We start from the raw sequence: 21847 nt of genomic DNA on the forward strand, positions 1-21847 counted from the left end.
GCACGCCCTCGGCGATCAAACGCGGTCCGGCCCCGCACGACGGGGCCGGACCGAACTTCACACGGCAGTGCGCCGCGGACAGATCGAATCCAGGAGACTTCGCATGACAATGGCCGGAACCATGTTGCCCAAACTCGCCGTCGCGTTCGGACTGGCCATCATGCCGATCGCGGCCAGCGCCGATCCGCTCCCGTCGTGGAAGGACGCGGCATCGAAGGCGGCAATCATCGCCTTCGTCGAAAGCGTCACCGACGAGAACTCCGACACTTTCGTGCCGGAAAAGGACCGCATCGCCGTCTTCGACAACGACGGCACCCTTTGGGCCGAACAGCCGCTCTACTTCCAGGGCCTCTACGCCCTGGACGTGTTGCGCGAGAAGGCGGCAGCCGACCCGTCCATCCTCTCCTCCGACGTGCTCAAGGCGGCCAACGCGGGCGACGTCAAGGGCGTGCTCGCCGCCGGCGTGGAAGGCCTCGTCGAGGTGGTCAACATCAGCCACGGCAAGATCACGCCGGAGGACTTCAAGGCAAAGTCCCATCAGTGGGTGACCACCGCGACCCATCCGACCAGCGGCCGCACCTATGCCGAGATGACCTACCAGCCGATGCTCGAGCTCCTGAGCTACCTGCGCGACGAGGACTTCACGACCTGGATCGTTTCGGGCGGCGGCATCGACTTCATCCGCTCCTTCTCAGATGAAGCCTACGGCATTCCGTCGTGGCAGGTCGTGGGCACGGAGGGCAAGACCACCTATGGGGTCGCCGCGGACGGCACGCCCACGATCACGAAGAACGGCGGCGTCACCTTTGTCGACGACAAGGAGGGCAAGCCGGTCGGCATCATGCGCCACATAGGCCAGCGTCCGATCTTTGCTGCAGGCAATTCGGACGGCGACTTCGCGATGCTGGAGTGGACCACGGCAGGCGACGGGCCCCGCTTCGGCATGCTGGTGCACCACGACGACGCCGCGCGCGAATTCGCCTATGACCGCGAGGGCCACATCGGCGTCCTCATCAAGGGCCTCGACGAAGGCCCCAAGCGCGGCTGGACGATCGTCAGCATGAAGGACGACTGGAAACAGGTGTTTCCGGATTGAGGATCCGGACTGGCGCGGGCTGGCGCATCGCCTTGACCGGATAGGCCGGCTGAAATGCTCCAAGGCGGCCGGCGCGCCGGAAAAGCGCAGCCGGCGTCGCCAACCGATGGCCGGGGCTGTCCCCGATCAGGTGGAAATCATCTTCTTCTCGATGCCGACGCCGGCGGCCATCGCGCGCTCGTATTCGAGCGGCACGGTCGCCGAGTCCTGCAGCGCGATGCCGGTGGAATCGAAGATGGTGATCTCGTCGTCGGACGTGCGGCCCGCCTTCCTGCCGGTGATGACCTCGCCGATCTCGCCGGCGATGTCGGCCTCAGTGATGACGCCTTCAGACAGCGGCACGTTGATCTCGCCGTCGGTGCGGCACTGGCGGATGTCGTCGACGAAGATGCGCGCGCCCTTCAGCAGGCGGCTCTCCAGTTCCTGATCGCCCTTCTTGTCGGCGCCGACGGCGGCGATATGCGTGCCGGGCGAAATCCAGTCGGCCATGACGATCGGCCCGCGCGCCGGCGTCAGCGTCACCACCACGTCGGCGCCGCGCACCGTCTGCTCGAGGTCGGTCGAGGGCTTGATCTCGAAGTGGTCGAACTTCGGCTGCATCTCCTTGACGAAATGGTCGAGCGTCTCCTTGCCGCGGCTCCAGACACGCACCTCCGACCATTTGAAGACCTCGTTGCAGGTCTGGATGGCGCCTTCGGCCATGTGGCCGGCACCGATGATGGCGAGTTTCTTCGAATCCTTGCGCGCCATCCACTTGGTCGAGACGGCCGCGGCCGAACCCGTGCGCATCACCGTGTGGTAGCTGCCGTCGACGATGGCGAGCGGGAAGCCGGTCTCGGGATCGGTGTAGATCAGGATCGAGAAGACCGTCGGCAGGTTGTACTTTTCTCGGTTCCGCTCGCGGATCGAGACCCATTTGCAGGCGGCGGCGTGAGGCTCCTCGATGTAGGACGGCATGGCCTCCCATTCGCCGGGAAAGCGGTCGAGGACGATATGGCCCTTGGGGTCCATGTAGAAGCGGCCTTCGCCATGCATGCGGTAGGCCTGTTCGACGCAGTCATTGTATTCGTGCGGCTTCAGGAGGCCGATCATTTCGCTGCGGCCAAGGATCAGCGTCTTGCGGTTCGCCCAGTTTTCCATTTTTGTTTGTTCCCCATTGTCGATTGCTCTTGTCCGGCCTGAGGGTCACGGCGCCATGTAGGAGGCGGCAACCTTCTGGCTCGCTTCGATGAAGCGGCGCTTGGCCATGTTGATGCTGGTTCGGCGCCAGACGAGGCGGGTCTCGATCAGAACCGGTGGGTTCGTGACGACCGGCCGAGGCACGATGGCATTCTCGCCGCAGAAGCGCGGCATCGCGGTGAAGACGGTAATGCCGACGCCTGCGGTGACGAGGCCGAGCAGGCCGGTCAGGCTCTGCGCCTCCTGCGCCACCTTCATCACCAAGCCGGCGCTCTGGAAGGCGTCGACGACGATGCGGCGGAAGGTCGGCCATTCGGCGTTGGTGCCGATCACCATCTCCTCGGTGGCAAGATCCTCGATCGTGAGGCGCTGCTTGGCGGCCAGCGGATGGCGCGGCGGCAACAGCGCCCACAACTTGTGGCGCGCGACGAGGCGGGATTCGATCTCCGAACTCTGGAACGGGCCTTCGATCAGGCCGAGGTCGATCTCGTCCTGCAGGATCTTGTCGCGCTGCGCCGGCGACGTCATGTAGCTGAGTTCGACCCGCACGTCCGGATTGGCCTGTCGGAATTCACGCGTGATGTCGGGCATGACCGAGTGGCCGGTGATGGTCGTGTAGCCGACGCGCAGCACCGCCTTGGTGCCGGAGGCCAGCAGGCGGGTGGTGTTCTCGGCGACTTCGATCCGGCCCAGGATTTCCTGGGCTTCCTCGAGCAGATAGCGGCCGGACTCGGTCAGCCTGACCTTTCGGGTGGTGCGTTCGAGAAGCTTGACGCCGAGCCGGTCCTCCAGTTCGAGGACGATCCGGCTGACCGCCGGCTGGGCCATGGCGAGACGTTCGGCGGCCCGGTGGAAGTTGAGTTCTTCCGCCACGGCTATGAACGTCGATAGATGCTTGAGATCGTATCTCACATTGATAACGATTTCATTTCAATCTATGCGAAATTAGTATTTCACATTCAAACATCCGCTGTCTAGTACTTATCTCAATTGAAAAAAGCGTCCGCAAGTGGCGCTAGGGTGAACATATCAATGGGTGGTTCAGCGTTGCTTTCGCACGTTCTGGATGCGCATTCTTCCGCAGCGGAAGGCTTGATGCGGCGGGCTTGCGGTCCGCGTGCCGCACAGGGGAGGCGCGGATGATCCGGGTGGGCGTGGACGTCGGGGGAACCTTCACCGACATCATCCTGGAACGGTCGGGCGCCGGTGCCGAACGGCAGGTGGTGGTCACCAAGGTGCCAAGCACGCCGCACGACCAGTCGGAAGGCGTCGTCGCCGGCATCCTGAAGGTCGCGGCGCTGGCCGGTGTCGAGCCCGGGGCGATCGACGCGGTGTTCCACGGCACCACGGTCGCCACCAACATGGTGATCGAGCGTGACGGCGCTAGGGTCGGCATGATCACCACGCGCGGCTTCCGCGACATCCTGCACATGGCCCGCCACAAGCGGCCGCACAACTTCTCCCTGCAGTTCGACCTGCCCTGGCAGTCCAGGCCGCTGGTCAGGAGGCGCGACCGCCTGCCGGTCACCGAACGGATCATGCCGCCCACCGGCGCCATCGAGGTTCCTCTCGCCGAGGACGAGGTGCGGCAGGCCGCCGAACTGTTCGCCAGACGCGGCATGGACGCGGTCATCGTCGCCTTCCTGTTCTCCTTCCTCAACAACGAGCACGAGCAGCGCGCCAAGGAGATCGTCAAGTCGATCCTGCCCGACGCCTTCGTGTCGGCCTCGTCGGACGTGGTCAACACGATCCGCGAATACGAGCGTTTCTCCTCGGCTGCGATGAACGCCTATATCGGCCCGAAGACCTCCGCCTATCTCAGCAATCTCGAGGCGCGGCTGCGTGCCAACGGTGTCCGGGCGATGGTCCGCATCATGCAGTCCAACGGCGGCATCTCGACCATCGAGAATTCGAGCGAGCTGCCGATCGGGCTGCTGCTGTCGGGTCCCGCGGGCGGGGTGATCGGCGGACGCTGGACCGGCGAGCATTCCGGCAAGACCAACGTCATCACCATCGACATCGGCGGCACGTCGGCCGACATCTCGGTGATCGAGGACGGCGAGTTGCGCATCAAGAACCCGCGCGACACCGAGGTGGCCGGGCTGCCCGTGCTGGTGCCGATGATCGACATCGACGCGATCGGCGCCGGCGGCGGTTCGATCGCCTACGTCGATCCGGGCGGCGCTTTCCGCGTCGGGCCGCGTTCGGCCGGCGCGGTGCCGGGTCCCGCCTGCTACGGGCGTGGCGGCGATGCGCCGACCGTGACCGATGCGCAGGTCGTACTCGGCCGCATGGATCCCGAGCACTTCCTCGGCGGCGACCTGAAGATCGACGCGTCGCTGTCGGAAAAGGCGATCCGCGCCCATATCGCCGAGCCGCTCGACATGTCCGTCGAAGCGGCGGCCCTCGGCATCCTGAAGATCATCAACAACAACATGGCGCTGGCGATCAACGCCAACTCGGTCGCCAAGGGCGTCGATCCCAGGAACTTCTCCCTCATGGGCTTCGGCGGGGCAGGGCCGCTGCATTCGGTGTCGCTGGCGGAGATGATCTTCGCCAAGGACGTCATCTCGCCGGTGCATCCGGGCATCACGGCGGCGACCGGCCTTCTGGTGACCGACCTGCAATACGAATACACGCAATCGACCCTGATGGTGCTGAACAATGCCGGCGAGGACGAGTTCGGCCGGGTCAACGCGGTGCTTGAGGATCTCGTCGCCCGCGCCAATCGCCAGCTTGATGCCGACGGCATTCCGGAGAAGCAACGCATCTTCAGGCAGGTCGCGGAATGCCGCTATGTCGGGCAGGGTTTCGAGTTGCGCGCCGAGGTCCCGGCAGGCCGCCTTTCCGGCGAGAGCGCGGCGACCGTCATCGAAAACTTCTACAACGCGCACAAGCAGGTCTACGGCCACGCGTTCCGCGACCAGCTGACCGAGATGGTGACGCTGCGGGTGATCGCGACAGTGGCAGTGGATACGCTGAAGCTGCCCAGGCTCGCCAAGGGCGGACGGGGGAACCCGGCGGAGGCGGAAATCTACCGCCGCCGGACCGTGTTCGACAATGGCGAGGCGCTGGAGACGCCGCGCTACCGGCGCGACGCGCTGCTGGCCGACGACACGGTGGCGGGACCCGCACTCATCGTCCAGCACAACTCCACGACGATCGTGCCGCCGGGCTATGTCGCGGCGGTGCTGGAGTACGGCGATATGCGCATCGAGCGGACAAAGGGGTGAGCGGCATGGTCAAGGACGTCGACCCCATCACGCTGCAGGTCATCGGCGGCGCGCTGCACTCCATCGCCGAGCAGATGGGCAACGTGCTCTACCGCATGAGCTATTCGTCTATCATTCGCGAGAGCCAGGACCTCGGCGCCGGCCTGTTCGACCGCGACTACAACACGCTGTGCGAATCGGATTCGACGCCGATGCACATCGGCTCTCTGCCGGGCTACCTGCGCGGCATCGAGCAGACGGTGCCGCTCGATGCCTGGAAGCCAGGCGACTGCGTAGTCCACAACCATCCCTACTATGGCGCCAGCCATTCGCCTGACATCGGCATCGTCATGCCGGTCTTCTTCGAGGGCGAGCTGGTCGGCTTCTCGGCCAACACGGCGCACCACGTCGACATCGGCGCGGCGACGCCCGGTCTCGTCATCGACATTCCGGACGTCTTCGCCGAAGGCATGCTGCTCAACGGCCTGAAGCTCTACAACGAGGGCGTGCGCAACGAGCCGCTGTGGAAGTTCATCCGCGACAACACGCGCGTGCCGGGCCTCGTCATGGGCGACCTGGAGGCGCAGATCGCGTCGGCCGAACTCGGCGTGCTGCGCTTCCAGCAACTGATGGCGACCTACGGCAAGGAAACGGTGCTGCAGGCGACACGGCAGCTCATGGACTACACGGAGAACATGCTGCGTCGCGAGATCGAGAAGATTCCCGACGGAGACTATGTCGCCGAGGGCTTTCTCGACGACGATGGCCGCAATCGCGGCGTCCATCTGCCGCTGAAGGTCACGGTCAGGGTGCGCGGCGACGGCGTCGAGGTCGACACGACGGGCTCGTCGGCGCAGGTGCCGACAGCCTTCAATGTGCCCTTCGACGGCTCGACCAAGGTGGCGTGCTTCTTCGCCTTCAGGGCGCTACTCCTCGATACCTACACGCATGAGGAGTACATTCCGCAGAACGAGGGGTCGTTCCGGCCGGTCAAGGTGACGTCGCCGCTGGGCTCGATCTTCAACCCGATCTCGCCGGTCGCCGCGGAGGCCCGCTTCAGCCAGATCCAGCGGCTTTGCGACCTGATCATCAAGGCTCTGGCGCCTGTGCTGCCGGACAAGTGCACGGCGGGCAACGCGGCGGTCCTGTCCTTCGCCGCCTATTCGGGCGTGCGTCCCTCGGGCGACTACTGGGTGTTCCTGGAGGTCAACGAGGCCGCGATGGGCGGCCGACCGCGCTCGGATGGTCCGGATACGGTCGAGGAACTGATGCGCAACACGCGCAACAACCCGCTGGAAGACCTCGGCATGCACCTGCCGCTGATCTGCGACCGCTACGAGGTTCGCGACGACGCGCCTCCTGGAGCCGGCAAGTTCCGCGGCGGGGCGGGTGTGGTGAAGTCGCAGCGCTACCTGACGCCAGGCTTCATGACGCACGAGTCCGACCGCAACGATGACCCACCCTGGGGTGTGTTCGGCGGCAAGCCAGGCCATTGCAGCAAGGTCGAACTCAGGAACGACACGACCGGCAAGCTCGTCTATCAGCCGGCGAAGTTTTCCGGCCTGCGCACCGAGGCGGGCGACGTCATCACCTATTTCTCGCCGACCGGCGGCGGCTACGGCGACCCGCTGGAGCGCGATCCGGAAAAGGTTCTGGACGACGTGCTGGACGGGTTCATTTCCACCGACCATGCCCGAAACGACTACGGCGTCGTCCTTGCCCCGGCCGACGACGGCTACGACTGGATGCTGGACATGGAGGCGACGAAGGCGCTGCGCGCGGACATGGCGCGGACCTGAGAATTTGAAATTCCGCTGGGGCAAAAGCGGGATTTCATTTGCCGACACTGCCTCGCCAGAGGATAGTGGCGGATGGAAGAAGGCGAACGTGCATTGACTTCCGGGCAGGCCGAACTGCCGGTTCAGAAACGAGACCGCGCCAATGCGGCACACGAACAGCGGACGGGCCACCCAAACGGCGCGAAAGCGCAAGCAAAATGGGAGAACGGGAATGAAAAAGACACTTCTGAACAGATCGGTTTCGCGACGCTCCGTGCTGAAGGGCGGCGCGGCGATCGCCGGTGCGACGGCCGTGACGGGCTTCCCGATGGTCTGGGCGCAGAACCTCAAGGACGTCACGATCAACCACACCGGCATGTCCTATTCGACGCTGCCGGACATCGCCAAGCAGGCGAGCGCGGACCTCGGCTTCAAGGTCGAGATGTCGGTGGTCGACCACCCGGGCCTGCTCAACCGGCTCGTGCAGGATCCGACCTCGCTCGACGTGGCCGACCTCGAGATATGGCAGAGCAAGGTGGCGGTGCCGCAGGGCGCGCTGCAGGCCGTCGAAATCTCCAAGATCAAGAACTGGGGCGACCTGACCCCGCTCTACACGGAGGGCACGTTCGCCGGCAAAGAGGTCTCCCGGCAGGGCGATTCTCCGTTCGAGTTCATCTACCGTGAAGCCGCGGACAGCAACGGTTTCGCAAGCGGCAAGACGGACTTCGCGAACTTCGTTCCGGGCGTCTACAACGCCGACACGCTGGGCATCCGCCCCGATCTCGTCGGACGAGAAGTCACGACCTGGGCCGACCTGATCTCGCCTGACTTCAAGGGCAAGACCGCGATCCAGAATATCCCGACCAACGGCATCATGGACGCCATGATGGCCTGCGAGGCCGCCGGCCTGCTGAGCTACGGCGACAAGGGCAACCCGACGCAGGACGAGCTTTCGGCGACGATCGCCAAGCTGATCGAGTTGAAGAAGGGCGGCCATTTCCGCGCGCTGTGGAACACGTTCGACGAGAGCGTGAACCTGATGGCGTCGGGCGAAGTGGTCATCCAGTCCATGTGGTCGCCGGCGGTCACCGCCGTTCAGACGCAGGGCATCAAGTGCACCTACCAGCCGCTCAAGGAAGGTTATCGCGGCTGGGGCAACGGGCTCGGCCTGCTGGCTCACCTCGACGGCCTGAAGCGCGACGCGGCCTATGAGTACCTGAACTGGTACAACTCCGGCTGGGTCGGCGGCTTCATCGCCAAGCAGGGCTACTACAGCGCCAACCCGAAGACGGCGATGGCGGCCCTGACCGAGAACGAGCGCGGCTTCTTCTACGAGGGCAAGGCCGCGACGGCCGACATCACCAGCCCGACCGGCGAGAAGACCAACTCGGCCGGCGACGTGCGCGACGGCGGCTCCTACGAAGAGCGGTTCTCGAAGGTCGCCGTCTGGAACAACCTGATGGACGAGGCCGAATTCCTCTACGCCAAGTGGAACGAGTTCAACGCCGCCTAGGAAAGTCGTGCGGGGACGGCGGCGACTTCCGCCGCCGTCCCCGCCGTTTCCACGCATGATATCGGATCGCAGCCGGAACAGCCGATGACGCCTTCGCCGACCGCAACAAAATCCATGCTGCCGACCTATCTCCAGGTCGCGCCGCTGACCCTCGTTCTCGCGCTGTTCTTCATCGTTCCGGTCGCGCTGGTCGTGGTGGTGAGCTTCTTTCGCTACCAGATGCTGGTCGGCATCGTGCCCGACTTCACGGTGAAGAACTATGTCGACCTTTTGACCAACCCGACGACCTGGACGCTCTACCGCTCGACGCTGAAGTTCACGCTGATCGTGCTGGCGATCACCTTCGTGCTCGGGTTCTGGATCGCCTACTTCCTCGTCTTCCACGTCCGCAACCTGTTGACCGCGATCGGGCTTTTCCTGGTCTGCACGGTGCCGTTCTGGACCTCGAACATCATCCGCATGATTTCATGGCGCCCCGTTCTGGGCACCGAGGGCCTGATCAACAGTGCGCTGCTGAAGATGGGGGTCATCGACCAGCCGCTGCAGTGGCTGCTCTATTCCGACTTCTCGGTCGTGGTCGCCTACGTCCACCTGTTCACGCTGTTCATGATCGTGCCGATCTTCAATTCGATGGCGCGCATCGACAAGTCGCTGCTCGAAGCCGCGATCGACGCCGGCGCGACGCGATGGGGCGTGATCTGGAACGTCGTGCTGCCGCTGTCCAAGACGGGCATCGCGCTTGGAGCGCTGTTCGTGGTCACGCTTGTGATGGGCGATTTCTTCGTCGTCACGGTGATGAGCGGCGGCCTGTCTGGTTCGGCCACGTCCGGCATCTTCAACGACCTGCAATTCCTCAACTATCCGCGCGCGGCCGCGAGCGCCGTGATCCTGCTGATCATCGTTCTCATGATCGCCGCAGCGATCTTCCGCCTCGTCGACGTACGCAAGGAACTGGTGAGATAGATGGCTGCCTCGAACCCCTCCTACGGGCCGCGTCCCTGGACTTTCTACGTCCTCGCGCTGCTGTTCACCCTGTTCGTCATCTTCCTCTACGGGCCGATGATCGCCGTGCTCGTGCTGTCGTTCCAGGGTCCGTCCGCATCGCTGGTCTTCCCGCTTCGCGACCCGTCGCTGATGTGGTTCGACGAGTTGTTCAACCCGCGCCGCACCGGCGACGTGGTCGGCGCGTTCAACCGCTCGCTTCCGCTCGCGGTGATCGTCATGTTCCTGACCGTGCTGATCTCGGTCACCGCGGGCTTCGCCTTCCGCCGCCGCTTCAAGGGCGCGACAGCGCTTTTCTATACGGCGATCGCCAGCCTGATCGTGCCCGGCCTCGTGCTGTCGATTGGCACGCTCGTGACCTTCCGGTACCTCGGCTGGTCGGCCACCTGGTACACGTCGGGGCTCGGCGCGCATCTGTCATGGGCACTGCCTTTCGGCCTGCTGATCATGTTCGCGGTGCTGGGGCGGCTCAGTCCGTCCTACGAAGAGGCGGCCTATGACCTCGGCGCCAGCAAATGGCAGACGGTGAAGGAAGTCGTCGTGCCGATCGTCTTCCCCGGCATGATCGCGGTCGCGCTGTTCGGCTTCACGCTGTCCTATGACGAGTTCCCGAGAAGCTGGCTGACCGTCGGCTCGAAGAACACGCTGCCGCTCGAGATCTGGACGATGACGACCAACGTCACCTCGCCCGCGCTCTATGCGCTCGGCACCGTCACCACCATCATCTCGTTCCTCGTCATCGCGCTTGCGCTGTCGTCGATCATCCTCATCCAACGCAAACGGTCCCGCGGAAAATGAATGCCATGACAACAACAGCCGCTCCTGTTTCGAACGCGCACCCGCACCAGGAAAGCGGCGAAATCCGGCTGGTCGGCGTGACCAAGCAGTTCGGCAGTTCTTACGCCGTGCAGAACATCAACCTGACGATCCCGCACGGCTCCTATTGCTGCCTGCTCGGACCGTCCGGCTGCGGCAAGACGACTATCCTCAGGATGATTGCCGGCCACGAAACGCCGACTTCAGGCGAAATCTACATCGGCGACGACATGGTGGTGGGCAAGCCGCCGGTCGAGCGCGGCACGGCCATGATGTTCCAGAGCTATGCGCTGTTCCCGCACCTCTCCATCCTGGACAACGTCGCGTTCTACCTGAAGATGCGCAAGGTCGGGAAAGACGAGCGCCGGCGAAGAGCGCTCGAGATGCTGACGCGTGTGCAACTGGATCACCTCAAGGACCGCATGCCCGCGCAGCTTTCGGGCGGCCAGCAGCAGCGCGTCGCACTGGCGCGGTCGCTGATCACCAACCCGAAGGTCCTTCTGCTCGACGAGCCGCTGTCGGCGCTCGACGAGTTCCTGCGCCTGAAGATGCGCGGCGAACTGAAGAGCCTCCAGGACGAGCTCGGCATCACCTTCGTGCATGTCACCCATACGCAGCCCGAGGCGATCGCGCTGGCCGACATGGTCGTGGTGATGGATACCGGCCGCATCGACCAGGCCGACACCGCCAATGTCATCTTCAACAAGCCGACGACGCCCTACGTGGCGCGCTTCATGGGCGGCCAGAACGTGCTTAGCGGGACGGTGGAGAGCAGTTCCGGCGACCTGATCAGGCTCAAGTCCGCCGATGGCGCGATCTTCGAGACGAAGATCGACAGCGCGCCCGCGACGGGCACGCCGCTTTCGCTCTCGGTGCGGCGCGACCATGTCGCGCTGCGCCGCGGCACGTCGGCTGAGGAAGTCAACTCCATCGCCGGCACGGTCGAGGCGACAGAATACCAGGGCAGCTTCGTCAAGGTAACGATCAGGACGGCGAACGACATCTTCGTCGCCAACGTGTCCGACCGTGCCTATTTCGCCGAGCAGGTCGATACGGGCGACAAGGTCGTCGCGAGTTGGAGCACGGACGACGTCCACGTGCTGTCGAAGGTCGATACCGACGCCGGCGGCGATTCCCATCTCGAGGGAGGCCACTGACGAAAGCGGACGCAACCGGGGATCTAGCCCCGGCCTAAACTGCGGTGGCGGCTGAACGCTGAGATCGCAAAAATGAGGTGAAACGTTGAACGCGCACGTTCGGCTGCGTGCGTGACGAGGATGTTTTTTGGCGAAGGTCCGGGCGCCCGAGGTTTGCTCGGTCGGCGGATGACCAGCTTTACCGTGCAGAGGCCGCCGACGCAATGGCGGCCAAATGCCGGAAACGAACGAAGCAAGGGAAGGCGGCCTTGGCCGCACCGGAAACTGGCAGGAGAGCGGCTTGAGCAGCATTGAAGACATCGCCGACCGAACTGCGGCAGGCATCGCTCTCGCTTACCGCTCGGGCGAGGCCGGGCCGATCGACCTCGTGGAGTGCGTGCTTGACCGGATCGCCAGGTCGAAGGGCGACAACATCTTCATCACGGTCAGCGCCGCGCGCGCCCGCGCCGAGGCAAAGAAGGCGCAAGGCCGCTACGAGGTCGGTGCGCCGCTGTCGCCGCTGGACGGCGTGCCGATCGCCTGGAAGGACCTGTTCGCGGTCGCCGGGACGCCGACCACCGCCGGATCGAAGTATTTTTCGGGCGGGCCGGTCAAGACCGCCGATCTCGCCTGCGTGGCCAATGCGGCGTCAGCCGGCATGGTGTCGGTCGGCAAGGTCAATCTCAGCGAGCTCGCCTATTCGGGGCTTGGCCTCAACCCGCATTTCGGCACGCCGGCCAACCCCAACGATCGCAAGACGCCACGCTCGCCGGGAGGCTCGTCGTCAGGCAGCGGAGCCGCCGTGGCGGCCCGCCTCGTGCCATGCGCCATCGGTTCGGACACCGGCGGTTCGGTACGCATTCCGGCTGCCTTCAACGGCGTCGTCGGCTACAAGACGAGCACCGGCCGCATCGACGCGACGGGCCTGGTGCCGCTGGCGCGCACCTACGACACGATCGGCCCGCTGGCGCGCTCCGTCGAGGACTGCATCCTTCTCGACATGGCCTTGCGAGGCGCTGTCACGACGCCTGTCAGGCGTGGCGACCTGGCGGCGCTGACAGTACTGGCGCCGCAGAACGTGGTCCTCGACGACGCGGACGATGCGGTGGCCGCGAATTTCGAGCGTTCGCTGGAAGCGCTGGCGCGCGCCGGAGTCTCAGTGCGGCGTGAACGGGTGGAGACGCTCGACGAGATACTCGAAATGAACGCGAAGCACGGCACGCTGACGGCCGCCGAAGCCTACAATGAGTATCGCGATGTCATCGACGGCGACAAGGTCGACATGATCGATCGGCGCGTGACGAAACGGATCGTCGACGGCAAGCACATGTCCGCCAACGATCTGCTGTCCATCCAGCGCGGCCGCCAGCGGTTGATCCCCAAATTCCACGCCCAGCTCGGCGCCGCGCTGCTCGTGATGCCGACCACGCCGATCACGGCCCCGGAGATCGCGCCGCTGGAAGCGAGCGACGAGGTGTTCCACCGCGTCAACATCAAGGCGCTGCGCAACACGATGCTCGGCAACATCCTCGACCTCTGCGGCGTGGCGTTGCCAAACGGGCGCGACGCCGACGGCCTGCCGACCAGCTTGCTTGTCCAGGCCGGGCATGGAGCCGACGAGCGCCTGCTCGGCCATGCCCTGGAGATCGAGCGCGTCGTGCGGGAGGCATCGCAATGAGGGCCGGAGGCGAAGGAGGAGACGTGACCGGAAAACCCAGATCAGAGCGTTTCGAACGCGGGCTGGAAACGCGCCGGGCCGTGCTTGGCCGGGAGTATGTCGATCGCTCGCTCGAACAGGCCGACGAGTTCAACTGGTCGATGCAGCAACTGACCACCGAATGGTGCTGGGACGGGACCTGGAACAGGCCGGGCCTCGACCGGCGCTCCCGCTCGATCCTGAACCTCGGCATGATCGCGGCGTTGAACCGGCCGCATGAGCTGAAGCTGCATATACGCGGCGCGATCAACAACGGGCTGACAAAGGACGAGCTGAAGGAAGTCTTCCTGCAGATCGGCACCTATTGCGGCGTGCCTGCGGCGATGGACAGCTTCCGCATCGCCCGGGACGTGTTCGAGGAAATGGAGATTGACTGACCGCACGCGACACGTAGGCGCGACCGGACCGGTCGCCTTCGTCGGCCTCGGCATGATGGGCCTGCCGATGGCAACGCGACTGCTTGAAGCCGGTTTCGCGGTGCAGGGCAGCGATCTGTCGGTGGATGCGCGGAATGCCTTTGCGGCGAAGGGCGGAAAGGCATTCTCGACCGCCAGGGAGGCTGCCGACGGCGCCTCAATCGTCATCACCATGCTGCCCGACGGCAAGATCGTGCGGGAAGCGCTGCTGGGATCCGGCGGGGTGGCCGGCGTCGTCGCGCGGGGCGGGCTGGTCGTCGACATGAGTTCCTCGGCGCCGATGCAGACGCGCCGGCTTGCCGGCGATCTCGCAGCGATGGGCCTATCGCTGGTCGATGCACCGGTGTCGGGCGGCGTCCGGCGCGCGCAGGACGGGTCGCTGGCGATCATGGCAGGCGGCGATGCGGCCGATATCGAGCGCGCGCGGCCGCTCTTCGAGGCGATGGGCAGGTCGATCTTCGCGACCGGGCCGGTCGGGTCGGGCCATGCCGTCAAGGCGCTCAACAATTATGTCTCTGCGGCGGGTCTCGCCGCTGCCTGCGAGGCGGCGATCGTCGCCGGCAGGTTCGGCGTCGATCCGGCCGTGCTCGTCGACGTGCTCAACGCGTCCACCGGGCGCAACAACTCGACGGAAGTGAAGATGAAGCCGTTCGTGCTGTCAGGCACGTTCGCTTCGGCCTTCTCGATGGCGCTGATGGCGAAGGATCTTCGCACGGCCGCGGAACTGGCCGACGACCTCGGCATCGATGCGGCGGGGGCTCGCGGCGCTGCCGCCCTGTGGACGCAGGCGTCCGAGGAACTCGGCCCGGGGGCGGACCACACCGAAATCTACAGATATCTCGCCGCCAGGGGCGGCAAGGCGTAGGAGGAGAAAGAATGGCCCGGATCGTCAACGCAGCGGCTGCCCAGATGGGGCCGATCGCCAAGTCCGAAACCCGCAAGGATACGGTCAGGCGCCTGGTCGAGATGATGCGCGAGGCCAAGGCGCGCGGGTCCGATCTGGTGGTCTTCACCGAGATGGCGTTGACCACGTTCTTCCCGCGCTGGCTGATCGAGGACGAGGCTGAACTCGACAGCTACTACGAGACGGAGATGCCGGGGCCGCAGACGCAGCCGCTGTTCGACGAGGCGAAGAAGCTCGGCATCGGCTTCTATCTCGGCTATGCGGAGCTTGCGCATGAGGACGGCCGCAAGCGCCGCTTCAACACGTCGATCCTGGTCGACCGGTCCGGCAACATCGTCGGCAAGTATCGCAAGGTGCACCTGCCGGGACATGCCGAGCCGCAACCCGGCCGTACGCACCAGCATCTGGAAAAGCGCTATTTCGAGCCGGGCAACTTCGGCTTCAAGGTGTGGCGCGCCTTCGGCGGCGTCATGGGCATGTGCATCTGCAACGACCGGCGCTGGCCCGAAACCTATCGCGTCATGGGCCTTCAGGGCGTCGAGATGGTGATGCTGGGCTACAACACGCCCTACGATCACACCGGCCACAAGGACATCGACAGCCTGACGCAGTTCCACAACCATCTCTCGATGCAGGCGGGCGCGTACCAGAACGCGACCTGGGTCATCGGAACCGCCAAGTGCGGCGTCGAGGAGGGCTCCAACATGTGCGCGCAGAGCGCGATCATCGCGCCGTCGGGAGAGATCATCGCGCAGGCCGTTTCGCTGGAGGACGAGGTGATCACGGCGCGCTGCGACCTCGATCTCGGCCAGCGCTACCGGCAGACGATCTTCAATTTCGCCAAGCATCGCGAGCCGGAGGCATATCGCCTGATCGTCGAGCGAAAAGGCGCAGAACCGCCGCCTGAGGCGTGAGCAATCGAGGCTGACTTTTGGGTTTCGGCGGGGCAGAATGCCCTCACGAACATGGGAGAGTAGACTGATATGTCGACAGTTATCAAAGGCGGAACGATCGTCGCCGCGGACCGCACCTACGAAGCAGACCTCCTGATCGAAGGCGAAAAGATCGCGGCGATCGGTCCGAACCTGAAGGGCGACACGGTGGTTGACGCCGGCGGCGCCTACATCATGCCGGGCGGCATCGACCCGCACACCCATCTGGAAATGCCCTTCATGGGCACGACCGCCGCCGAGACCTGGGAGAGCGGCACTTTCGCCGCGGCCTCGGGCGGCACTACGCTGGTCGTCGACTTCGTCATCCCGGGTCCCGACGGCATGCTTGCGGCGCTTGACGACTGGGAAGCCAAGGCGAAGCGCCAGGCCTCGACCGACTACTCGCTGCACATGTGCGTCAATGGCTGGTCGAAGCAGCACTTCGACGAGATGGAGAAGGTGGTCGGGCGCGGCATCAACACCTTCAAGCATTTCATGGCCTACAAGGGCGCGCTGATGGTGAACGACGACGAGATGTTCGCGTCGTTCCAGCGTTGCGCGGCGCTCGGCGCGCTGCCGCTGGTGCATGCCGAGAACGGCGACATCGTCGCGGCGCTGCAGCAGAAGTACATGAACGAAGGCCTGACCGGACCCGAGGCGCATGCCTACTCGCGCCCGCCCGAGGTCGAGGGCGAGGCGACCAACCGCGCCATCATGATCGCCGACGCGGCCGGCGTACCGGTCTACATCGTGCATACCTCGAGCGAGCAGGCGCACGAAGCGATCCGGCGGGCCCGGCAGAAGGGCATGCGCGTCTACGGCGAGCCGCTGATCCAGCACCTGACCCTCGACGAGGGCGAGTACATGAACAAGGACTGGGACTACGCGGCGCGCCGCGTGATGAGCCCGCCCTTCCGCGACAAGAGCCACCAGGATTCGCTGTGGGCCGGCCTCGCCGCCGGGTCGCTGCAGGTGGTGGCGACCGACCACTGCGCCTTCACCACCGCGCAGAAGCGCACCGGCATCGGCAACTTCACCAAGATACCGAACGGCACGGGCGGCCTGGAGGACAGGCTCGCCATGCTCTGGACGAAGGGCGTCGAGACCGGTCGCATCACGCCCAACGAGTTTGTCGCGGTGACTTCGACCAACATTGCGCAGATCCTCAACATCTATCCTCAGAAGGGCGCGATCCTGCCGGGCTCCGACGCCGACATCGTGGTCTGGGATCCGAAGCTGTCGAAGACGATTTCGGCCGCCAACCAGAAGTCGATCATCGACTACAACGTGTTCGAAGGCTTCAAGGTCAACGGTCAGGCGCGCTACACGCTGTCGCGCGGCGAGGTCGTCTGGCACTATGGGCAGAACTCGCAGCCGCAGCCCGGCCGCGGCAAGCTCGTCAAGCGCAATCCGTTCCCCGCCGTGAACAAGGCGCTATCGACCTGGAAAGAACTCACCGCGCCGCGCGCCGTCACGCGCTCGGCCGAGCACATGCCGATCGGCGTATAGAAGATACCCTCGACTTAAAGCCCTCTTTCCCGTCGGGAAGGAGGGCTTCTTTTTATCCCGCTGCCGGGGCCGTCTACGGGATCAGCCGGCCGATCTCGTTGCGGGATGCGATCGACCACAAATCAGGCACCAGGCGGTCGATGCCAGCCGCGTCGAGCGTCCTGCCGTAGGCGGCGAGTCGCCGTGCCTTGGCGTCGATCTCGGTGCGCGAGAGCGTGTTGCCGGGGTCGCCCTTGGGCTCGTCGACGCGGCCCTGCAGGACTTCTCCGGATGCCGTCGTGACCGACACCTTGCCGATCCAGCGGTTCGGATAGGCGGCATCGACCTCCGGGTCGAGTTGCATCTCGACGCGGCCAAGGAAGGTGCGGGCCGCGTCGTCCCCGAGATAGGCGTCGAACTCGGCCATGCCCGCGCGCCGGTGAGTGGCGATCAGGCCGAGCGTGGCCGGCATTGAGAACTTCGCCTGGTGCACGGTGACCGGATCGGTGACCGGGCCGAGAACGTCGATCGCGCCCTGGTGCACATGCGCGACGATGCGCGAAACGTCGCCTGCGGAGAGGTCGTTCGCCTCCAGCACGCCGAGCAGGGCATCGGCGGCCGGATGCGTGTGTCGGCAGGAGGCGTGGAACTTGAACGACGTCTCGAGGACGGCCCAGCGTGCGCCGAGACGGTCGACCAGCCTGGCCGGATCGGCGTCGGACGACATCCCGGCGGCCATGCCCTGCCTGCCTTCGAGGATGCGCCTTGCGCCGGTGAAGCCGTCCATTGCGAGAAAGGCGGCGGTCAGGCCGTCGGCCGCCGCCTTGGCGGTGTGCAACTGCTTGGAATCGGCCGCGTCGCGCAGGAATTCCCAGAGTCCCGCCGCCTGCGTGCCGGCCGAGCCGATCGCATGCAGCATCCGAACCGCATCGAGGCCAAGCAGGCGGCCGGTCGCGACCGCTGCTGCGAGCGTGCCGGCGGTTCCAGTCGTGTGGAACACGCGGTAATGCGAGCGACCCAGGAACTCCCCGACCCGGATGCCCACCTCGTAGCCGGCGACCGATGCGGCGATGAGATCGCGGCCCGACGCGCCGACATGCTGGGCGGTGGCGAGCGCGGCCGGGAAGACGACCGCAGCGGGATGAAAGACCGAGCCGTTGTGAACGTCGTCCTGTTCGGAGATGTGCGCCGCCGCCGCATTGACCAGCGCGGCGAAGAGCGGCGAGGTCATGCGGCGCGAAACGAGGATCTCGGAACGCCCTTCGGAGGGACCCATCGTCTCCGCAAGCTTCTCCAGCGCGACAATGGCGCGCTGGCCGGCGCCGGAGAGAACCGAACCGGCCCAGTCGACAAAGAAGTCGATCGTTCGGTCGACCACGGCGTCGGGGATGTCCTCGTAGCGCAGGCCGGCGGCGAACGCCGCGAGCGTGGCGCTTTCCTCGCCCGTTGCCGCGGCCATCGCCGGGTTCTTCTCGCTAGCCATGGAGTGCCTCAAAAGGAGCGTGGCAGGCCCAGTATGTGTTCGGCGACATAGGACAGGATCAGGTTCGTCGAGATCGGAGCGACCTGGTAGAGCCGCGTTTCGCGGAACTTCCGCTCCACGTCGTATTCGGCCGCGAAACCGAAACCGCCGTGGAACTGGATGCACGCATTGGCCGCTTCCCAGGAGGCGTCGGCTGCGAGCAGCTTCGCCATGTTGGCCTCGGCGCCGCAGTCTTCCCGGGCGTCGAATTTCCGGGCGGCCTCGAAGCGCATCAGGTTCGCCGCCGAAATGTTGACATAGGAGCGGGCGATCGGGAACTGCACGCCCTGGTTCTGGCCGATCGGCCGGTCGAAGACGATGCGCTCCTTGGCGTATCCCGTGACCTTGTCGACGAACCACCATCCGTCGCCGATGCATTCGGCGGCGATCAGCGTCCGTTCGGCGTTGAGGCCGTCGAGGATATACCGGAAGCCCTTGCCCTCCTCGCCGATCAGGCATTCGGCGGGAATCTCGAGATTGTCGAAGAAGAGCTCGTTGGTCTCGTGGTTGACCATGTTGCGGATCGGCTTGACCGACATGCCCTTGCCAAGTGCCTGGCGCAGGTCGACCAGGAAGACCGAAAGTCCCTCGGACTTCTTGCGGACCTCGGCGAGCGGCGTCGTGCGCGCCAGCAGGATCATCAGGTCCGAATGCTGGATCCGGCTGATCCACACCTTCTGGCCGTTGACGACGAACCGGTCGCCTTTCCGGACGGCGGTCGTCTTCAGCCTCGTCGTGTCGGTGCCAGTGGTCGGCTCGGTGACCGCCATCGACTGCAGCCGCAATTCGCCGGATGCGATCTTCGGCAGGTAGAATGCCTTCTGCTGCGCGGAGCCGTGCCGCAGCAGCGTGCCCATATTGTACATCTGGCCGTGGCAATGACCGGCATTGCCGCCCGAGCGGTTGATCTCCTCCATCACGACCGTTGCCTCGGTAAGGCCGAGGCCGGAGCCGCCGTAGTCCTCGGGGATCATCGCGGCGAGCCAGCCTGCCCTGGTCAGCGCGTCGATGAACTCGACGGGATAGGTGGCAGCCTCGTCGTGCTTGCGGTGGTATTCCGCCGGGAACTCCGCGCAGAGCGCGCGCAGAGCCTCGCGCATCTCCTGGTGGCTGTCGGGCCTGGGGATCATGTCTTGCCCTTCGTGATGCGGGTGGGGTCGAGGGCGAACTCGGCGAGGATCGCTTCGGTGTGCTGGCCGAGCGCCGGCACCGGGTCGAGTCGCGGCTGCCATCCGTCGCCGCTGACCGGTTTCAGCGCCGGCAGCGGGCCGGCCGGCGAGCCAATCTCGGCCCAGCGACCGCGCGCGGCGAGCTGCGGGTGCGCCCAGAGCGCGGCCATGTCGCTGATGCGCGCCGTCCCGATGCCGGCCCGTTCGAGGCGCTCGACCGCCTGCGCGGAGGTCATGGCCGCGAAGGTCGCGACGATGACAGGTTCGATCGCCTCCCTGTGGTCGGCGCGTCCGGCGTTGCCTTGGAACCGCTTGTCGGCGGCCATGTCCGGCCGCAGCAGCACGCCTTCGGCGAAGGCCGCCCATTCACGGTCGTTCTGCAATCCGAACAGCACGCCGCCGTCCGCGGTGTCGTAGGGACCATAGGGATAGATGGTGGCATGCCCGGCGCCGTTGCGCGGCGGGGGCGGCGCGCCGTCCATGGCGAAATACATCGGAAAGCCCATCCATTCGGCCATGGCTTCGAGCATCGACACCTCGATGTTGTCGCCTGCGCCCGTCCGGCCCCGGTTGATCAGGGCGGCCAGGATGGACTGATAAGCCGTCACGCCGGCGGCGATATCGGCGATGGAGATGCCGGCCTTGGCCATCTCGTCCCGGGTGCCGGTGACGGACAGGAACCCGGCCTCCGCCTGGATCAGCAGATCGTAGGCCTTGCGCCGCTCGGCCGGGCCGCCGCTGCCGTAGCCCGAAATCGAGCAGGTGATGAGCCGGGGGTGCCTGGTGCGCAACGTCTGATGGTCGAGGCCGAGCCTTGCTGCCGCGCCGGGCGCGAGGTTCTGCACGAAGACGTCCGCTTCGGCGATGATGCGGTCGAGCGCCTCGATCGCCGCCGGCTCCTTGAGGTCGAGCGCGAGACTTTCCTTCGAACGGTTCGTCCAGACGAAGTGGCTGGCAAGGCCGCGCGCGCGCCTGTCGTAGGCGCGGGCGAAGTCGCCGCCATCGGGGCGCTCCACCTTGATGACGCGTGCTCCGTTGTCGGCCAGCAGCCGCGTGCAGTAGGGCGCGGCGATCGCCTGTTCCAGCGAGACGACCAGCAGCCCGTCGAGTGGCCGGTTCATGCGAGCCTCGCTTCGGCAGTCATGGCGAGATGGCCCTGCGCATTCGCCGCCCAGAGCCTGACGAGGCCGTCGTCGCCAGGCGGGGTGGCATTGACGCTCATCCGGCCACCGTCGAACAGCGGCGATACGGCGCGGAAGGAAAAGTCCGCGATGCGCGAGGAGGGGGCGTTGCGCCGCACGAGATCGACCAGCAGCGTGGCGGTGAGCGGACCGTGCACGACCAGCCCCGGATAGCCTTCTTCGCGCGTGACGTAGTCCCTGTCATAGTGGATGCGGTGGCCGTTGAAGGTGAGCGCCGAATAGCGGAAGAGCTGGACGGCGTCGGGCACGAGTTCGCGCCGCCACGCGCCAGGCTCGACCGTCTTCGGCGCGGCTTTCACCGCCGGCGTCTCCAGGCCGCGATAGACGATGTCGTGCTCGTCGACGATGGCCGCGGCCTCGCCGTCGCGGCCGATCTCGTGACGCACGGTGACGAAGACCAGCGGGCCGCTCGAACCATCCTTGGCGGTGACGGACGTGATGGTCGAACGCCGCACGATCCTGTCGCCTACCCTCACGTCGCCGGGGAATGCGATGCGGCTGCCGGCCCACATGCGGCGTGGCAGTTCGTGCACCGGCGGCAGGAAGCCGCCGCGCTTCGGATGCCCGTCCGGGCCGATTTCCGACTGGCGCGCATCGGGCAGGAAGAACAGCCAGTGACCGAGCGGCGGGACGCTGTCGCCGTCTTTCGCATGCGGGTCGTCGCGGTCGAGCGTCGCGGCGAGCCGGTCGAGCGGGCCTGACGTCACCCGGTCGTGGTGTTCCTCGGTCCGTCCGATCCAGTCGGAATAGCCGCCGTCGCCCATC

The 21847-nt window shown here is 65.8% G+C and carries 18 protein-coding genes; 12 read left to right on the forward strand and 6 right to left on the reverse strand.

Annotated elements, in window-relative coordinates; all coding sequences use genetic code 11:
- The first annotated feature begins 103 nt into the window (after positions 1–103).
- The gene (locus ABUE31_RS00005; RefSeq protein ID WP_367721422.1) at positions 104–1096 is read left to right on the forward strand and encodes an HAD family hydrolase; all 993 of its coding nucleotides are present in this window, start codon (positions 104–106) and stop codon (positions 1094–1096) included.
- A gap of 126 nt (positions 1097–1222) precedes the next feature.
- Here the strand turns inward: ABUE31_RS00005 and ABUE31_RS00010 are convergent, their stop codons facing one another.
- Positions 1223–2236, reverse strand: coding sequence for an ornithine cyclodeaminase family protein (locus tag ABUE31_RS00010; protein ID WP_367721423.1), 1014 nt, complete (start codon positions 2234–2236; stop codon positions 1223–1225).
- Between the two features lie 45 nt (positions 2237–2281).
- Positions 2282–3187 carry a LysR family transcriptional regulator gene (locus ABUE31_RS00015; RefSeq protein WP_367721424.1) on the reverse strand — a complete coding sequence of 302 codons (906 nt, stop codon included), beginning with the start codon at positions 3185–3187 and terminating at the stop codon, positions 2282–2284.
- Positions 3188–3414: 227 nt separating this feature from the next.
- On the opposite strand from ABUE31_RS00015, the gene ABUE31_RS00020 reads away from it, so the two are divergent.
- From ABUE31_RS00020 to hydA, 11 genes are all read left to right on the forward strand, one after another.
- Complete coding sequence (locus tag ABUE31_RS00020; protein ID WP_367721425.1) at positions 3415–5508, forward strand: hydantoinase/oxoprolinase family protein; 2094 nt, start codon at positions 3415–3417, stop codon at positions 5506–5508.
- Between the two features lie 5 nt (positions 5509–5513).
- A complete protein-coding gene (locus ABUE31_RS00025) occupies positions 5514–7286 on the forward strand; it encodes a hydantoinase B/oxoprolinase family protein (RefSeq protein ID WP_367722484.1) in 1773 nt (590 codons plus the stop codon).
- Positions 7287–7497: 211 nt separating this feature from the next.
- Positions 7498–8778, forward strand: a complete 1281-nt coding sequence (locus ABUE31_RS00030) for an ABC transporter substrate-binding protein (RefSeq protein WP_367721426.1) — start codon at positions 7498–7500, stop codon at positions 8776–8778.
- A gap of 84 nt (positions 8779–8862) precedes the next feature.
- Complete coding sequence (locus ABUE31_RS00035) at positions 8863–9741, forward strand: ABC transporter permease (protein ID WP_367721427.1); 879 nt, start codon at positions 8863–8865, stop codon at positions 9739–9741.
- Positions 9742–10578, forward strand: a complete 837-nt coding sequence (locus tag ABUE31_RS00040; RefSeq protein WP_367721428.1) for an ABC transporter permease — start codon at positions 9742–9744, stop codon at positions 10576–10578.
- A 5-nt stretch (positions 10579–10583) separates the two neighbouring features.
- The gene (locus ABUE31_RS00045) at positions 10584–11753 is read left to right on the forward strand and encodes an ABC transporter ATP-binding protein (RefSeq protein WP_367721429.1); all 1170 of its coding nucleotides are present in this window, start codon (positions 10584–10586) and stop codon (positions 11751–11753) included.
- Positions 11754–12033: 280 nt separating this feature from the next.
- Complete coding sequence (locus ABUE31_RS00050) at positions 12034–13410, forward strand: amidase family protein (protein ID WP_367721430.1); 1377 nt, start codon at positions 12034–12036, stop codon at positions 13408–13410.
- A gap of 23 nt (positions 13411–13433) precedes the next feature.
- A complete protein-coding gene (locus ABUE31_RS00055; protein WP_437344049.1) occupies positions 13434–13826 on the forward strand; it encodes a carboxymuconolactone decarboxylase family protein in 393 nt (130 codons plus the stop codon).
- A complete protein-coding gene (locus ABUE31_RS00060) occupies positions 13819–14730 on the forward strand; it encodes an NAD(P)-dependent oxidoreductase (protein ID WP_367721432.1) in 912 nt (303 codons plus the stop codon). The genes ABUE31_RS00055 and ABUE31_RS00060 overlap by 8 nt, the downstream gene beginning before the upstream one ends.
- Positions 14731–14741: 11 nt before the next feature.
- The gene (locus ABUE31_RS00065) at positions 14742–15683 is read left to right on the forward strand and encodes an N-carbamoyl-D-amino-acid hydrolase (RefSeq protein WP_367721433.1); all 942 of its coding nucleotides are present in this window, start codon (positions 14742–14744) and stop codon (positions 15681–15683) included.
- 69 nt (positions 15684–15752) lie between these two features.
- On the forward strand, positions 15753–17210 hold the full coding sequence (gene hydA / locus ABUE31_RS00070) for a dihydropyrimidinase (protein WP_367721434.1): 1458 nt from the start codon (positions 15753–15755) through the stop codon (positions 17208–17210).
- 73 nt (positions 17211–17283) lie between these two features.
- Here hydA and ABUE31_RS00075 read toward each other — a convergent pair whose 3' ends face one another.
- The 4 genes from ABUE31_RS00075 to ABUE31_RS00090 are packed head-to-tail and all read right to left on the reverse strand — an operon-like array spanning position 17284 to position 21846.
- The gene (locus ABUE31_RS00075) at positions 17284–18672 is read right to left on the reverse strand and encodes an MmgE/PrpD family protein (protein ID WP_367721435.1); all 1389 of its coding nucleotides are present in this window, start codon (positions 18670–18672) and stop codon (positions 17284–17286) included.
- A gap of 8 nt (positions 18673–18680) precedes the next feature.
- Entirely contained in the window at positions 18681–19841 is a 1161-nt protein-coding gene (locus tag ABUE31_RS00080; RefSeq protein WP_367721436.1) for an acyl-CoA dehydrogenase family protein, read from the reverse strand.
- A complete protein-coding gene (locus ABUE31_RS00085; RefSeq protein WP_367721437.1) occupies positions 19838–21001 on the reverse strand; it encodes a CaiB/BaiF CoA transferase family protein in 1164 nt (387 codons plus the stop codon). Before ABUE31_RS00085 ends, ABUE31_RS00080 begins: the two co-directional genes overlap by 4 nt.
- Positions 20998–21846, reverse strand: coding sequence for an HTD2 family dehydratase (locus tag ABUE31_RS00090; protein ID WP_367721438.1), 849 nt, complete (start codon positions 21844–21846; stop codon positions 20998–21000). The genes ABUE31_RS00085 and ABUE31_RS00090 overlap by 4 nt, the downstream gene beginning before the upstream one ends.
- Between the last annotated feature and the right edge of the window lies 1 nt (position 21847).

The sequence above is a fragment of the Mesorhizobium marinum genome (assembly GCF_040813675.1).
GTDB classification, from domain to species: domain Bacteria; phylum Pseudomonadota; class Alphaproteobacteria; order Rhizobiales; family Rhizobiaceae; genus Mesorhizobium_K; species Mesorhizobium_K marinum.

Coding starts and splice junctions, on each gene's coding strand:
- ABUE31_RS00005 (WP_367721422.1), top strand. CDS start 104: ATGACAATGGCCGGAACCATGTTGCCCAAACTCGCCGTCGCGTTCGGA.
- ABUE31_RS00010 (WP_367721423.1), bottom strand. CDS start 2,236: ATGGAAAACTGGGCGAACCGCAAGACGCTGATCCTTGGCCGCAGCGAA.
- ABUE31_RS00020 (WP_367721425.1), top strand. CDS start 3,415: ATGATCCGGGTGGGCGTGGACGTCGGGGGAACCTTCACCGACATCATC.
- ABUE31_RS00025 (WP_367722484.1), top strand. CDS start 5,514: ATGGTCAAGGACGTCGACCCCATCACGCTGCAGGTCATCGGCGGCGCG.
- ABUE31_RS00030 (WP_367721426.1), top strand. CDS start 7,498: ATGAAAAAGACACTTCTGAACAGATCGGTTTCGCGACGCTCCGTGCTG.
- ABUE31_RS00035 (WP_367721427.1), top strand. CDS start 8,863: ATGACGCCTTCGCCGACCGCAACAAAATCCATGCTGCCGACCTATCTC.
- ABUE31_RS00040 (WP_367721428.1), top strand. CDS start 9,742: ATGGCTGCCTCGAACCCCTCCTACGGGCCGCGTCCCTGGACTTTCTAC.
- ABUE31_RS00045 (WP_367721429.1), top strand. CDS start 10,584: ATGACAACAACAGCCGCTCCTGTTTCGAACGCGCACCCGCACCAGGAA.
- ABUE31_RS00065 (WP_367721433.1), top strand. CDS start 14,742: ATGGCCCGGATCGTCAACGCAGCGGCTGCCCAGATGGGGCCGATCGCC.
- hydA (WP_367721434.1), top strand. CDS start 15,753: ATGTCGACAGTTATCAAAGGCGGAACGATCGTCGCCGCGGACCGCACC.
- ABUE31_RS00075 (WP_367721435.1), bottom strand. CDS start 18,672: ATGGCTAGCGAGAAGAACCCGGCGATGGCCGCGGCAACGGGCGAGGAA.
- ABUE31_RS00080 (WP_367721436.1), bottom strand. CDS start 19,841: ATGATCCCCAGGCCCGACAGCCACCAGGAGATGCGCGAGGCTCTGCGC.
- ABUE31_RS00085 (WP_367721437.1), bottom strand. CDS start 21,001: ATGAACCGGCCACTCGACGGGCTGCTGGTCGTCTCGCTGGAACAGGCG.
- ABUE31_RS00090 (WP_367721438.1), bottom strand. CDS start 21,846: ATGGGCGACGGCGGCTATTCCGACTGGATCGGACGGACCGAGGAACAC.